Annotated in this window: 15 protein-coding genes; 3 read left to right on the top strand and 12 right to left on the bottom strand. The window is 48.0% G+C overall.

Going from position 1 to position 13,726, the window contains the following annotated elements; translation table 11 throughout:
* Nucleotides 1-24 precede the first annotated feature (24 nt).
* Together N774_RS0113765 and N774_RS0113760 are read left to right on the top strand one after the other, a co-directional pair.
* Complete coding sequence (locus N774_RS0113765) at nt 25-282, top strand: hypothetical protein (RefSeq protein ID WP_024861797.1); 258 nt, start codon at nt 25-27, stop codon at nt 280-282.
* A gap of 48 nt (nt 283-330) precedes the next feature.
* Nucleotides 331-1,257: a hypothetical protein gene (locus tag N774_RS0113760; protein WP_024861796.1), complete on the top strand. Its 927-nt coding sequence runs from the start codon at nt 331-333 to the stop codon at nt 1,255-1,257.
* A gap of 295 nt (nt 1,258-1,552) precedes the next feature.
* Here the strand turns inward: N774_RS0113760 and rplA are convergent, their stop codons facing one another.
* The 5 genes from rplA to rpmG form a co-directional block, all read right to left on the bottom strand.
* Nucleotides 1,553-2,248 (bottom strand): 50S ribosomal protein L1, encoded by a 696-nt coding sequence (rplA, locus tag N774_RS0113755; RefSeq protein ID WP_024861795.1) that lies wholly within the window; start codon nt 2,246-2,248, stop codon nt 1,553-1,555.
* Between the two features lie 123 nt (nt 2,249-2,371).
* Nucleotides 2,372-2,797 (bottom strand): 50S ribosomal protein L11, encoded by a 426-nt coding sequence (gene rplK, locus N774_RS0113750; RefSeq protein WP_024861794.1) that lies wholly within the window; start codon nt 2,795-2,797, stop codon nt 2,372-2,374.
* A gap of 94 nt (nt 2,798-2,891) precedes the next feature.
* Entirely contained in the window at nt 2,892-3,419 is a 528-nt protein-coding gene (gene nusG / locus N774_RS0113745) for a transcription termination/antitermination protein NusG (protein ID WP_024861793.1), read from the bottom strand.
* Between the two features lie 20 nt (nt 3,420-3,439).
* Entirely contained in the window at nt 3,440-3,673 is a 234-nt protein-coding gene (gene secE / locus N774_RS0113740) for a preprotein translocase subunit SecE (protein WP_024861792.1), read from the bottom strand.
* A gap of 17 nt (nt 3,674-3,690) precedes the next feature.
* Entirely contained in the window at nt 3,691-3,840 is a 150-nt protein-coding gene (gene rpmG / locus N774_RS0113735; RefSeq protein ID WP_009984160.1) for a 50S ribosomal protein L33, read from the bottom strand.
* Between the two features lie 494 nt (nt 3,841-4,334).
* Between rpmG and N774_RS0113730 the strand changes: the two genes are divergently transcribed.
* On the top strand, nt 4,335-5,075 hold the full coding sequence (locus N774_RS0113730; RefSeq protein WP_024861791.1) for a glycosyltransferase: 741 nt from the start codon (nt 4,335-4,337) through the stop codon (nt 5,073-5,075).
* A gap of 8 nt (nt 5,076-5,083) precedes the next feature.
* Here N774_RS0113730 and N774_RS0113725 read toward each other — a convergent pair whose 3' ends face one another.
* The 7 genes from N774_RS0113725 to N774_RS0113695 all read right to left on the bottom strand — a co-directional run bounded on the left by N774_RS0113725 (nt 5,084) and on the right by N774_RS0113695 (nt 13,657).
* Entirely contained in the window at nt 5,084-6,760 is a 1,677-nt protein-coding gene (locus tag N774_RS0113725) for a peptide ABC transporter substrate-binding protein (protein WP_037280306.1), read from the bottom strand.
* Between the two features lie 171 nt (nt 6,761-6,931).
* The gene (locus N774_RS0113720) at nt 6,932-7,990 is read right to left on the bottom strand and encodes a M15 family metallopeptidase (RefSeq protein WP_024861789.1); all 1,059 of its coding nucleotides are present in this window, start codon (nt 7,988-7,990) and stop codon (nt 6,932-6,934) included.
* A 236-nt stretch (nt 7,991-8,226) separates the two neighbouring features.
* On the bottom strand, nt 8,227-9,015 hold the full coding sequence (locus N774_RS0113715) for a helix-turn-helix transcriptional regulator (RefSeq protein WP_024861788.1): 789 nt from the start codon (nt 9,013-9,015) through the stop codon (nt 8,227-8,229).
* A 66-nt stretch (nt 9,016-9,081) separates the two neighbouring features.
* Nucleotides 9,082-10,449 (bottom strand): thioether cross-link-forming SCIFF peptide maturase, encoded by a 1,368-nt coding sequence (gene scfB, locus N774_RS0113710; protein ID WP_024861787.1) that lies wholly within the window; start codon nt 10,447-10,449, stop codon nt 9,082-9,084.
* A gap of 70 nt (nt 10,450-10,519) precedes the next feature.
* Complete coding sequence (gene scfA / locus N774_RS18935) at nt 10,520-10,657, bottom strand: six-cysteine ranthipeptide SCIFF (RefSeq protein ID WP_009985845.1); 138 nt, start codon at nt 10,655-10,657, stop codon at nt 10,520-10,522.
* A 115-nt stretch (nt 10,658-10,772) separates the two neighbouring features.
* A complete protein-coding gene (locus N774_RS0113700) occupies nt 10,773-11,717 on the bottom strand; it encodes a dockerin type I domain-containing protein (protein ID WP_024861786.1) in 945 nt (314 codons plus the stop codon).
* A gap of 14 nt (nt 11,718-11,731) precedes the next feature.
* On the bottom strand, nt 11,732-13,657 hold the full coding sequence (locus tag N774_RS0113695; RefSeq protein ID WP_024861785.1) for an ATP-binding cassette domain-containing protein: 1,926 nt from the start codon (nt 13,655-13,657) through the stop codon (nt 11,732-11,734).
* Nucleotides 13,658-13,726 lie beyond the last annotated feature (69 nt).

Below are 13,726 nucleotides of genomic sequence, written 5' to 3'. Positions count from 1 at the left end.
TTCATTCCGCAAAGGAGCAATGATATGAAAAAATTACACCCTGTTGCCGCAGCATGGCTCTCTGTTTTGATAATGATGATCGGAGTTGGCATCGGAATGCTCGGAATGGCACTATTAAACCATAAGGTGCTGAGTGTTCTGGCTGCTATTCTGGGCATTGCCGTCTTTATAGCAGGTGTTGTTTTCAACCTCATAAAGGTGCGCTGTCCTCACTGCGATACTTACCTTGGCAGGACATCAGGTCCCAAATGCCCTTTCTGCGGAAATGATCTGAACAAGTAAAAACACATTCGGGCGGCTCATGCCGCCCGTTATCGTAAGGAACATACTATGAAAGAAAAAGATAATAGCAATGAAAATACTGCTCCCGAAAAAGACGAAAAGATCGAGATCAATAAAAGCGTGTTCAAGGTAAACAAGGAGCTCCGCAAGCAGCGCGAGGAAGAGCAGGCTAAAAAAGAGCAGGAGATCGCCGAGAAGTACGCACAGCGCGAAAAAGAGAAGAAAGAAGCCTATGAGAAGAAGCTCCACGACGAAAGAATAGAGCTCATGCGCCTAAAGCAGGGCGTACTCGATGAATCGGAAGCCACTATCCACGAGGAAAAGGAAGAGGAAGTACAGCTGAGCTTCGGCAAAAAGATAGCCAACTTCTTCTATCACAACAAGTGGTGGGTAGGTCTGGGCGTGTTCTTCATTGCTCTGGGCGGATACCTTGTGTACGATCTGCTGTCAAAGCCCAATCCCGATATGGTCATACTCATGATCTGCGATAACAATCCCGTGGGTACTTCCACATTCCTTGAGGAGTACTTCGAGGAGTACGCCGAGGACTCCAACGGCAACGGCAAGGTGCTTGTGAATGTGTACTATATCCCCTACGGCGACGACGATTACCAGAACTACGTAAACGGCGTACAGACCAAGATAACCACATTCCTGAACAATGCTGACGGCGTAATGGTCATCGGAAACAAGAAGACTGTGGACGATCTGCTCCCTGCCGAGGAGAGCTTCGTTGACCTGAGCAGCATCTATCCCGACGATCCACATGTGGACGGTTACTTCTACTACATCAAGGATACGAAGTTTGCCGAGCATATCGGCGTAACTCCCGACTCAATAACCGAGGATATGTTCTTTGCACTGCGCAAGCCCAAGGACGTTCTCAACGACAGCAAGGAGAAAATGCAGGAGACCTACGATAAGGACTTCCCCACATTTGACCGTGTAGTAAAGGCATTGTCCAGTGAAGAATAACTGTAGGGACGACCATTGGTCGTCCGCTCAATTCATAATTTATAATGCATAATTCATAATTATTGTGTCCGCTTGCGCGGACAAATTATAAATGACAATGTGTAGGGGCTGCCTTTGGCAGCCCGTCTTTATTTCATAGAAAACTGCGGACGCCCAAAGGGCGCCCCTACATTCTCAATTCTCCATTCTCAATTGGCGGACGCGCAATACGCGTCCCTACAATATTCTTTATCATAAATAACAAGAAAAGGCTTCACATATAATGATGTGAAGCCTTTGATATTTGTCTTATTGATCAGACACCGTACTTAGCTGTAGCAACGGGAACACCAGGGCCCATTGTTGAAGTAACTGTGCAGCTCTTGAGGTAAGTACCCTTAGCAGCAGCAGGCTTTGCCTTAACAACAGCTTCCATAAGTGTGTTGAAGTTCTCTTCAAGCTTTGCAGCGCCGAAAGAAGCCTTTCCGATAGGACAGTGAATGATATTTGTCTTGTCGAGACGATACTCGATCTTACCAGCCTTAGCCTCTGTAACAGCCTTTGCAACATCGGGTGTTACTGTACCGGCCTTGGGGTTTGGCATAAGACCACGAGGTCCGAGGACCTTACCGAGACGACCAACGAGACCCATCATATCAGGTGAAGCGATAACTACGTCGAAGTCCATCCAGTTTTCCTTCATGATCTTGTCAACGAGATCCTGACCGCCAACGAACTCTGCGCCAGCGCCCTGAGCAGCCTCGTACTTGTCTTCCTTACAGAATACGCATACTCTTACAGTCTTACCTGTACCGTTAGGAAGTACAACTGCACCTCTAACCTGCTGGTCAGCGTGTCTTGAGTCAACGCCGAGACGGATGTGAGCCTCTATTGTCTCATCAAACTTAGCCTTTGCGTTCTTGCAAACGAGGTCAAGAGCCTCTGTGGAATCATACTGCTTAGCATAATCAACAGCCTTTGCGCTGTCAACATATTTTTTGCCGTGTTTCATTATATTTCCTCCTATTTAAGTGGTAATACCGAGAAGCTTATAGCTTACCCGATTAGCGGAATCTTCCTCCCACCAATAGAACTCTGAACGGGGATATCCCCACTTCATCATTCATTAAATTGATTAGTCAACAACTACAACGCCCATTGAACGAGCTGTACCAGCGATCATGCTCATAGCTGCCTCGATAGAACCTGCATTGAGATCCTGCATCTTAGTCTCAGCTATCTTCTTGACCTGCTCCTTAGTGATGTTTGCGACCTTTGTCTTATTGGGGACTCCCGAACCGCTGTTGATGTTACAAGCCTTCTTGATAAGAACTGCTGCGGGTGGAGTCTTTGTGATGAACGAGAATGAACGGTCTGCGTAAACAGTAATAACAACAGGGATGATCATACCGATGTCGTTCTTTGTTCTCTCGTTGAATTCCTTTGTGAATGCCATGATATTAACACCGTGCTGACCGAGTGCCGGACCAACAGGTGGTGCAGGAGTAGCCTTTCCTGCTGCGATCTGAAGCTTAATGTAGCCAACTACTTTCTGTGCCATGTAATTCGCACCTCCATAAATGTGGTAAATGGCGAGGCAAGAATTATTTTACCTCTCCCACTGAATCCATACTGCGGATTCTTTTTGACCTGAATTAGTCCTCCACCTTAACTACCTGATTGATAGGCAGAGTTGTGGGGGTTTCACGACCGAACATTGAGACAAGAAGGTCTACGGTGCGGTCGTCGATATTGATGTTCTGAACAACGCCGATAAATCCGTCCATAGCAGTACCCGAGATGCGCACGCTGTCGCCGACTTTGAAGTTGACGGTAACGGTTGCGACTTCGAGACCGAAGAGCTTCTGGACTTCCTCTTCCGAAAGCGGAGTAGGCTCTGAAGCAGGACCTACGAAGCCTGTACAGCCTCTGGTATTTCTAACGACGTACCATGAATCGTCGTTCATGATCATCTTGACGAGAACGTAGCCTGGATAGGTCTTACGCTCTACTTCTTTGGTTTTGCCGTCTGTGATCTCAGTAGCCTTTTCGGTAGGAACTCTTACCTCTTGGATAAGTTCATGAAGCTTGCGGTTTTCTACGACCTTTTCAATATTCTGAGCTACCTTATTCTCATAGCCCGAATATGTGTGTATAACGTACCACTTAGCTGCTTCTGACATAATATTCCTCCTAATAAGAATTAACCTGCGTTATAGATGAGACGCAGTAAACCGAGAAATCCCTGATCGATCAGTCCAACAAGGATAGCTGAGCCGACGATAACGCCGAGAACGACTGATGTATTGTTGATAACTGTCTTTTTGGTTGGCCAAACCACTTTTTTGAATTCTACTTTGAGGTCCTTGAACCACTTGCGGATCTTTCCGCCTTCTTTTTTCTCGGACTTCTTTTCCGAAGTTGTATTCTTAGCCATAAAAATACTCCTTCCGATTACTTTGTTTCCTTGTGAAGAGTATGCTTTCTGCAGAATTTACAATGCTTCATCATTTCAATTCTGTCCGGGTCATTCTTCTTGTTTTTCTTGGAAACATAGTTGCGCTGCTTGCACTCTGTACAAGCTAAAGTAACCTTTACTCTCATATCGGCACCTCCTGAATTAGTACTTCCTTTGTTACCAAAGGTAGGTTGTTTGCCTCCCTCGCACGGGGACAAAAAAATAAACCCCCAACGAGGTACTAATATTATAACACATATAAATGGGAATGTCAAGCCTTTTTTTGAAGTTTTTAGCAGGGGCGGATATTATCCGCCCCTGCTGTTATCCATTAGCTTGTAGGGGACGGTTACTCCCTACAGTGTAGGGAGATGTCCGAAGGACAGAGTGTCGCGGCTTCTGTTGGAAGTCCTCGACGTCCCGCGCCTTACAATGAAATGAACATGAACGTATTGTAGGGGCGCACATTGTGCGCCCGTGTATCCCGTTAAAAATCAAATGTCTCCTGTGTAGGGGCGGCGGAACGCCGCCCCTACAATTATGAATTATGCATTATGAATTATGAATTAAATCCGCGCTGTTGACATTCCCCGCCCTACATATTATAATATATATAACAATAGCCAAAGGAGCTGATAGTATGTCCCATGATATCAAGGTCTCGGTAATAGTCCCCGCCCATAACGAGGAAAAGTACGTTGTCCGCTGCATTGACTCCGTAAAGGCGGCAGCTGCCCGTGTGAGATGCGGCGTTGAGGTTATCATAGTCTGCAACAGATGCACCGACCGCACTGCAGAGCTTGCAGAAGCTCACGGGGCTCGCGTAGTCACCGACGAGAGCCGTTGTATCGCTAAAGTCCGCAACGCAGGCATAAAAGCTGCCCGCGGCAAGGTCATAATGACTATTGACTGCGACAACCGCATGACTGAGGGTACTATCCGCGAGGTGCTGGGCATGCTGAACAGCGGAGAATATATCGGCGGCGGAGCTCCCCTGCGCTTTGAGCGCTGCTCCTTCCCCTTATGGCTCAACGATATGATGTGCAGGGCAGGCTTTAAGCTCACAGGGCTGTACTGCGGTATATTCTGGGCTGAGAAGTCCACATTCGACGCTATAGGCGGCTTTGCCGACAAAAAGGCAGGCGAAGACATAGCAACTGCTAAGAATATGCGTGCCTACGGCAAAAAGCATGGCAAGCAATACGGCTGTCTCCGCAGGAACTATCTTATCAACTCCACGCGGAAATACGACGATATGGGAGACTGGCTGTATTTCAAGCTCATATTCAAAAACGCAGGCGCTATGATAAAGGCTGCTCTCGGCGACCGCACCGACTACGACAAGCTCATGGACGAGCTCTTTTACGACTATAACGGCTGATAAGGCGTTTAGCTGTAATTCTTGGCGACACGGTAGTCCACAGAGCCTGTGAACGGGTCGTAGATTATATCCTCATTGTCCTTTTTGGCAACGATGTATGAGCTCTTGTAAAACAGCGGTATGAAGCCGTACTGCTCAAGGAGAGCCCTCTCCGCAGCGGCATAGCTGTCCACAAGCTTATTCACTGACGGGCACTGCATTATGCTCTCAGTGCTTTTCAAGCCGCCCTCAGCGCTTTTCAGGCACTCGTTTTCGCCGAACTCATCAAATACTGCAAGTCCGCTGTTGAAATCGGCTTTCAGCGGATACAGTGCGATACTGTAATCGCCGTTTTCTATCCTCTCATTGAACTCCTTGGAGGTAAGGTCCTCGATACCTATATAAATACCGAGGATATCCTGCCAGCTCTGTGAGAACAGGTGCAGGTATCTCGAATCAACGGTACCGGAGTCAACTATAATTTTTACACTTTCCACGGAGCTGATCTTCAGCTCCTCTTTTGCTTTTGCAAGGGACTCCACAGCCTTTTCCCTGTCGAACATATCGAACTGCTTATCGGAAGCAAGGTCGCGGTAGCTTCTTCCGAGAATATCCACAGCAGGCGGTATGACGCCATAAGCTACCTGCAAGTCGCTGTCAAGCTCCCCTTTCAGGGACCCCCTGTCAGCCGCATAGGCTACAGCCTTGCAGAGCTCCTTATTTGAATAGAGCTTATCCTTTGGATTGAAGATAAGTCCGAGGGTAGTGGCTTTTTGTCCGATAATGCTGTACTTCTTGGGATTGTAGCCGCCCACCTTCATGGCAGTGAAGCATTCCGCCTCGTCCTCCTTGAAAGCCTGCTTTACTCCTGCCTCATTGTCCTGTATGGAGAAGCTGACAAAGGTCGGCAGCACCTCGTAGTCGTCGCGCTCGTTGGCGGTATTCTTTCGCATATAGAGTATATTGTTATTTCCGTAGGGGTCGTAGAACCACTGGCGGACATAAAAGGGCCCGTTGGACATTACAGACCTGTCGTCGAGACCGTATCTGCCCTTGGTGGAGATGAAGAACTCCTCATTGCAGGGAAAAGCCGCAGGCGTGGTAAGAAGTCCGAGAAACTCCGCGCAGGGGTATTCAAGGGTTATCTGAAGCTTATAGTCGTCCAGCGCTTCCACACCCAGAGCCGTTGTGGCATAGCCGCCCTCGGAAACGCGCTGGCTGTTCTTGATGCACTTAAAATCCGCTGCATAGGGAGAATGCATCTTCGGGTCGAGGAGTCTCCTGAACGCAAAAACGTAATCATTGGCAGTAACAGGGAACTTCTCATCGTCGTCGATGGCGTCATCTTCGTTTGTATCAAAAAACCAATAGTTATCGTCTCTCAGGTCAAAGGTATAAACGCAGCCGTCCTCTGACACGGAATATTCCTTTGCATTGCAGCATACGATACTTCCGCTGCTGTCTTTCACAACAAGGCCGCTGTACAGGTTTTTTATCACCGTAGCCGATGATGGGTCGCCTGCGAACTGTGGGTCGAGGCTCTGGGGATTGCTTGCCAGTGCAGCACCGTACATATGTCCCGCACCGCTTCCGCGCTTATCCTCATCATTGCCGCCGCAGGCTGTTATTCCGCCTACAGCAATAGCCGCGCAGGCAGTAAGTGCCAATATCTTTCTCTTTTTCACATTCTTCTCCAATCTTTCCATAAACCATAATTTTGCGCATAAGCGCAAAGATGAGAGTTGAGAATTGAGAGTTGAAAGTTGCGGTATCGCCTTCGGCGATATCATTTAAATAATGTGAGCGCAACGAACACATTATCTCTCAACTCTAAACTAAATCAAAATAGTCCCCCGATAACGGGGGACATTTTTGCTTTAATTCATGCTGACTGCTACTATAAATCCGTCAATGTTGTTTCCCGAAACAGTATATGTCTTGTTCGAGGGAACAGGAACCTCTGTATCTCCTGTGGAATTTGCAGGAGCATAGTACATCTGATAAAGCTTCTTATCGACCGTCACCTCAAGCGGGCTATCCTTAGTATGCTCCTTGATCTTGTCGATATACTCCTCAAGGCAGAGAGAATTCTGCTTCATATACATAGCATGAGGAACTCCCACGTATCTGTATGTATAATCTCTTGCACGCTCGTGGGTGTAGTTCTCCTTACCCTCGGGGAAGCGGATCACGAAGCCGTACTCTGCGGCATGCTCGTCGATATAGCTGTAAACGCCTGTAGGCGAATAGTAACCCGAGCTTGAACCGTCTGACGGTACGATAGCAAGATCCAGAGATCTGCCTGTATGGTAATCGGAACAGCCGCCCTGGAACTGGGAATTGCCGCTGTAGTAAGCGTCATTCTGCTCGTCCATTGTACGGTAGCCGCCGATAACATAGATATCGGAATTCTTATTCTCGTTGTAGAAAGCCTGCATAAGAGCCTTGAGCTGATCAAGAGTCTCCTTATGGAGAGATGTTACCATATCGCGTGTATGGAAAACCGAGTCGTCGATATTTCCGTAAAGCACGGTCTCCTCCACATCTCCCTCCGCGAATTTATATTCGTGGTCGGAGTTTACAAGCAGAAGATTGCCTGTATTAATATCAGCTGCCTTATGTACTTCTGTAGTATACTGTGATTCGGACGGCTTCTGACCGTCGGTAGAACCTGTGATTATCGATCTTGTCTCATTGCTTGACTCGAGGTTATCCACAATTGATGACTGCTGAGTGTTATCAACGTTTGTTGTCTGTGCCTGTGTAGCGGAGTTTTTGTTCTTTCCCTTGCTTGAGCAGCTCTTAACGCATGACGAAAGCACAACGATAAGTACTACCAGAACAAGGATAACCGCAACAAGTCTGTCGTATCTTACTTTATATCTCTTTGATACCCTGTCTCTTTTGCGGTTTCTTCGCTTATCTCCGTTAGTCATAAAACGAAATCGCTCCTTAAAGAATATTCGGTTTTATCGGCAGTGCACGATGACTGCCTGTGATGTATATATGTTGCACATAACAGTGCGGAAGAAGTCATATTTCTCTTACATTGAGTATTATATCACAATTTTTTGTACTTGTAAAGTGTTTTTTTTATTTTTTGCACTAATTTTTTATAGAAAAATGCAACATAGTGCACGAAGCAGCTCCGAATGTCCACAAAAAGCCGTGGTCAATCCTCATTTTTCGCCCTTCTTCTGTACTCGGTAGGGGTGCAGCCCTTATGCTGTTTGAACTGCCGCATAAAATAGGACTCATTGTCATAGCCGCAGGTCTCGGATATGGCAGTTACCGAAAGGTCGGTGTTTTTCAGCAGCTCAGACGCATGGATAAGGCGGCTCTCGATTATGTCCTGCTTAAAGGAAACGCCGAAGGCTTCAAGATATATGCGGTGGAAATAGGTCCTGCTTATCTGAAGATCCTCGCAGGTCTCCTCAACAGACCAGTCGGCAGTAGGATCCTCATATATCGCTTCACGGACCTTTCTCAGGTCGGCGTAACGGGGGATCTTCTCTTTGGGGTCGATTTCGGGAGCATCGGTGATATCGCTCAGAGCGATGAATATGATACGCATGGAGAGCTCCATAAATTCGCTGAAATGTCTTCCGCGGTGCATGGACTGTGACTTCATGGAGCGCAGAGCGCTTGCGATAACAAAGTCGTCCTCCAACTCCACGGGTATATCCTGAGTAAGGTTCATGGAGCTGATGTACTGCCTGTCCGCGGCAGAGGTCTTGAAGCTGACGATATCATAGCGCATGGACTTGCCATTCAAAGGGCGGAAGCTCTGCTTGTAGCCGCTGGTGAGCAGTGCCGCCGACGGCTTTGAGGTCTGCTTCCACGCTCCCCCGTCCATATATGCAACGGGACTTCTGAAAAACAGCAGCACGGGGTCGGCGCCCATTTCGCCTCCAAGGGCGGTATTGCGCCTGCAATTGAGCAATATGCGGTTTATCTTCACAGTGCCTCCCCCTCTCTGCTTCAATACAAATCAAAGGGAATATCTATCAGGATATTCCCTCTTTTATCATTCTGCGCTTTCTGCCATACGTACAGCTTTCATCATGATAGCACATTCAAGGCGCTTCTTTTCCAGCTGACATGATATATTATGAGCAGTTCTTATATCGCCCATATACTGATAATTATTTGCATTGCAGCCGCCGCTGCAATAGAACTTAGCCCAGCACTCGCGGCAGTCGGGCTTTGAGTAAACGTGGGCCTTGGCGAAGTCAGCTTTCATCTCCTGATCGAAAGTACCCTCGTCTATGTTGCCCATTTTGTACTCGTCGATGCCTACGAACTGGTGACACGGGAAGATATCACCGTCGGGAGTTATAGCCACATAGTCGTTTCCGCAGCCGCAGCCTCTCAGGCGCTTGATAGCGCAGGGACCCTGATCAAGGTCAAGCATGAAGTGGAAGAAGTTGAACTTCTTACCCTTCTTCTCGTTTTCGAGAAGTCTCTGTGCAAGCTTTTCGTACTCCGCAAAAACTGTGGGCAGGTCTTTCTCGGTGAGTGCGTAAACGTCGTCGTCTCCCACAACGGGCTCAACGGATATCTGGTCGAAGCCTGCCTCGTTAAGAGCGAATACGTCGTTGGAGAAGTCAAGGTTCTTGTTAGTGAATGTACCTCTTACATAGTATTCCTTATCGCCTCTGCCTGCAACAAGCTTCTTGTACTTGGGCATGATGATGTCATAGCAGCCCTGTCCGTTGGGAAGAACGCGGAAGTAGTCGTTTACTTCCTTGCGTCCGTCGATAGAGAGGACAACGTTCGACATCTCGCGGTTTATGAAGTCTATCTTCTCATCGTCAAGGAGAAGTCCGTTTGTGGTGATAGTGAAGCGGAACTTCTTGTTGTACTCTTTTTCACGGCTTCTTGCGTACTCCACCACCTGCTTCACAACATTGAAGTTCATAAGGGGCTCGCCGCCGAAGAAGTCAAGCTCCAGATTGGGACGGTCGCCCGAATTTTCCAGCAGGAAGTCGATAGCATGCTTTCCTGTCTCAAAGGACATAAGCTTTCTGCCCTTGCCGAAGTCGCCTGTGGAAGCAAAGCAGTACTTGCATCTGAGTTGGCAGTCATGGGCGATATTAAGGCACATAGCCTTAACTGGAGAAGCTACGGAGTACTGAGCGTACTTCTCGTAATCGTCCTCGGAGAAAAGTATCTTATCGTTATAAAGCTCAACTATCTCGCTGTAGCACTCGCGGATATCCTCGGGAGCGTAGGACTTTGACAGCTTGTCCACCACGCTCTGAGGACATTCATCCTCGAATGGAGGCTCAACATTGTCGAGCAGGTCGTATGTGAGCTCGTCCACCAGATGAACTCCGCCGCTGTTTACATCAAGGACTATATTCAGTCCGTTAAGCTTATATTTATGTATCATTTCAGGTACCTCTATTCAAAAAATATGAGGCAGCATTTGCATACTGCCCCGACTTATCTTAGCCTTTAGCTTATCTCTCGCACTTCTGGTTTGCAACTGTGCAAGAAGTCTTGCAAGCAGACTGGCATGAAGCCTGACACTTGCCGCAGCCGCCCTTCTTAGCGGACTCTTTGAGATTAGCCTTATTGATAGTCTTGATATGTTTCATTTTTATGACCTCCATAGGTTTTAACGGTATTCACCGCAGAATACTTTATAATATTATACCATACATCGGTACACAATGCAATAGTAATTTCAAATAATTTATTCTTTTACCGATATCACTCTTCAGGTAAGAAGATACTGTCGTAAACAAAATTGTAGATATCGATATATGTGTTCGATGTGTAGTGGAGACCGTCAGTTGTGCCGTAGCCGTTCCACATAAGGTAGGTATATGAATCGAGGAATGTTATCCTGCTGTCCAGTCCGTCACGCATTGCATTGTTGAATGCTTCTATCCTGCTGTTGAGGTAGCTGTATCCGCAGTCACACGGATTTACCGACAGGAAGATGACCTTGTTGTTGTCAAGGAACTCATCGGGCAGACTGTTGTAAAGTCTGAGGTAAGCGCCGCTGTCAAGATCGTTGACTCCGAGATTGATGATAACTGTCTTGTTGCGTATCTGGCATATCTGGTCATAGTTGTTCCTAAAGAGACCGATACCCGCACCGACTTTGGCTACGTTATCAATGGCTACATATCGCGAGAGTCCCACTGTACGTGAATCTCCCACCCAGAACCACTCTTCGTACTCGCTGTCGATACGCGGAAGAGTATACTCGAAATCTGATGCTTCTACTGCCTGCTGTACCTCAGTAGGCTGAGACTGAGGAGCTTCGCCCGTATTCTGAGCTGTTTCTCCAACTGTTTTTCTCTGCTCGAGACCGTTTTGTTCAAGGAAGTCAGAAAAAATTGCTTTTTCATCACTTACCAATGCCCATGCATAATAAGAAAGTATCATGGAAGCATCGGTAGCATCAAGCTTTCCGTCACCGTTGACGTCGCCTGCTGATTCCTCATACGAATAAAGTGGACTTTCATGTCCGGAAGAAACTGACGCATATGCATCAAGAACGCAGGAAGCGTCCAATGAGTCGACCAAACCGTCGCAGTTCACGTCGCCGATCATAAACAGACCTGCTTCTCCGTGAGCGGTAAGACCTGCTGTATTCACAGCAAGCACCGCAGCTGCGGTAAGGCTCATAAGCGTTTTTCTTGTCATAGATTTACTCCTTTTCACTGGTCAAGCTCAATCAGAAGCTCGAAATCCGCATCGATCCTCTGTTTAAGCTCTTCGATCTCGGCGCATTTACGATTCATAAGCTCGTAATCGCTGTAGACCTCTTCTCTGCCGATCTCCTCGGTGAGGGAGTCTATCTGTGCCTGCAGATCGTCGATTTCCTTTTCAAGGCGTCTCATTTCGTTTTTTCTCGCAGCGTCAGCACTTCTCTGCTGCTTACTGCGATACGTCTTTGCAGATCTTTCCTTGGCTGCTTCCGCAGCCTTCTGCATTTTTTCGGCTTCGAGAGCTTTTCTCTCCGCCGCCTGCTCCTCGCGGAGCACATCGAGATACTTATTGAAGCCATAGTTATGAAGTCTATAGCTTCCGTCGGTGAGCTCGATAAGTCTGTCAGCGATCTTGCTTAAAAGGTAGCGGTCATGGCTGACAAATACGACCGTACCCGTATATTCAGCCAACGCCTCCTCGATAGCCTCTTTTGAGCTGAGGTCGAGATGGTTGGTAGGCTCGTCGAGAATAAGTACGTTGCCGTGCTCCTGCATCATTATAGCGAAGCAGAGCTTGGCGCGTTCGCCGCCGCTGATGACTCCTGTCTCCTTGAACACGTTCTCGCCTACAAGGCGGACCTGTGCAAGCAGGCTGCGGACCTCCAAGTCCGACAGCAGCGGGTAGCGGCTGTGGAGCTCCTCCATAACTGTGAGCTCTTTATTAAGGTTGGTGCTCTCCTGCTCAAAGTAGGAGATCTTTATATTGCTGTTCCAGCGGACAATGCCTTTATGCGGGAGCTGCTCCTGTATTATGCGAAGCAGCGTGGATTTGCCGATGCCGTTATCGCCGATGATACCGACTTTTTCGCCTCTGCGGACTTCAAAATCAAGAGTATCCACAAGGGTTTTACGTGCTGTACCCTCTCCTACGGAGATGTCCACGCCCTTGACCTTGAGCACGTCTATAGGCGGCTCAACGGCGTATGTGAAGCGTATCTTCGCGTGTTTTGTATCGTGGACGGGACGTTCCACACGTTCTATCTTTTCAAGCTGTTTTCTTCGGCTCTGAGCCATTTTCGTAGTGGACGCACGGACGAGGTTCTTGGCAACGTATTCCTCCATATGAGCTATCTGCTTCTGCTGTATCTCATATTCCTTTTCGCGGCGTGCGTCGTTTTCCTCGCGCTGACGGACAAAGGCGGTATAGTTGCCTCTGTAGCGGGTAAGGACTCCCCTCTCTATCTCGCAGATAGAGGTGCAGAGCCTGTCGAGGAAGTATCGGTCATGGGACACTATGAGCACCGCGCCCTTGTAGGAGCGGAGGTAGTCCTCAAGCCACATTATCGTCTTGAAATCAAGGTGGTTGGTAGGCTCGTCCAGAATGAGCAGATTGGGCTCTTCAAGAAGGAGCCTTGCAATGCAGAGACGGGTCTTTTCGCCGCCGCTGAAGCCGGACACGGTACGCTCCAGCTCCTCGCCCGAGAAGCCCATACCGTTCAGTACCATGCGTATCTTCACATCGGTGTTGTAGCCGTCGTTGGCTTCCACCCATGAGGAGAGCTGCTGGTACTCGTCCGCAGCGGAATTATCGCCCATTTCTATTTCAAGCTCTATTTCGCGCAGTCTGTCGATAGCGCGGTGGATAGGAGCAAATACGCTTCTCATCTCGCCGATGACGGTATTCTCGGTATTGAGTCCGCCCATCTGCTCGAGATAGCCCACCGTGGTCTTGGCAGCCATAGAAATGACGCCGTCCTTTTCAGTGAAGCGGTCGGGCTCCACAGAGCCTGTGAGTATTTTCAGAAGCGTGGACTTACCGCAGCCGTTGTTGCCAACAAGGCCGATCTTGTCGCTCTCGTCAATGGAGAGGGACACGTTTTTCAGCACCTGATTTCCGTTATAGAACTTGTTTACATTCGTTAAGCTTGCAAGCATTGTGAATTTCCTTTTTATAGATGATATGCACAAGCAAAGCTTTTCATTCTTGTGCATACTGCAAATACA

Source organism: Ruminococcus flavefaciens AE3010 (genome assembly GCF_000526795.1).
GTDB classification, from domain to species: domain Bacteria; phylum Bacillota; class Clostridia; order Oscillospirales; family Ruminococcaceae; genus Ruminococcus; species Ruminococcus flavefaciens_D.
Note: the sequence above shows the minus strand (reverse complement) of the source record. Positions and strands in the feature narration are given on the sequence as shown.

Coding starts and splice junctions, on each gene's coding strand:
- N774_RS0113700 (WP_024861786.1), bottom strand. CDS start 11,717: ATGACAAGAAAAACGCTTATGAGCCTTACCGCAGCTGCGGTGCTTGCT.
- N774_RS0113730 (WP_024861791.1), top strand. CDS start 4,335: ATGTCCCATGATATCAAGGTCTCGGTAATAGTCCCCGCCCATAACGAG.
- rplK (WP_024861794.1), bottom strand. CDS start 2,797: ATGGCACAGAAAGTAGTTGGCTACATTAAGCTTCAGATCGCAGCAGGA.
- N774_RS0113760 (WP_024861796.1), top strand. CDS start 331: ATGAAAGAAAAAGATAATAGCAATGAAAATACTGCTCCCGAAAAAGAC.
- nusG (WP_024861793.1), bottom strand. CDS start 3,419: ATGTCAGAAGCAGCTAAGTGGTACGTTATACACACATATTCGGGCTAT.
- N774_RS0113695 (WP_024861785.1), bottom strand. CDS start 13,657: ATGCTTGCAAGCTTAACGAATGTAAACAAGTTCTATAACGGAAATCAG.
- N774_RS0113765 (WP_024861797.1), top strand. CDS start 25: ATGAAAAAATTACACCCTGTTGCCGCAGCATGGCTCTCTGTTTTGATA.
- scfB (WP_024861787.1), bottom strand. CDS start 10,449: ATGATACATAAATATAAGCTTAACGGACTGAATATAGTCCTTGATGTA.
- N774_RS0113720 (WP_024861789.1), bottom strand. CDS start 7,990: ATGACTAACGGAGATAAGCGAAGAAACCGCAAAAGAGACAGGGTATCA.
- rplA (WP_024861795.1), bottom strand. CDS start 2,248: ATGAAACACGGCAAAAAATATGTTGACAGCGCAAAGGCTGTTGATTAT.
- N774_RS0113725 (WP_037280306.1), bottom strand. CDS start 6,760: ATGGAAAGATTGGAGAAGAATGTGAAAAAGAGAAAGATATTGGCACTT.
- scfA (WP_009985845.1), bottom strand. CDS start 10,657: ATGAAACATATCAAGACTATCAATAAGGCTAATCTCAAAGAGTCCGCT.
- rpmG (WP_009984160.1), bottom strand. CDS start 3,840: ATGAGAGTAAAGGTTACTTTAGCTTGTACAGAGTGCAAGCAGCGCAAC.
- secE (WP_024861792.1), bottom strand. CDS start 3,673: ATGGCTAAGAATACAACTTCGGAAAAGAAGTCCGAGAAAAAAGAAGGC.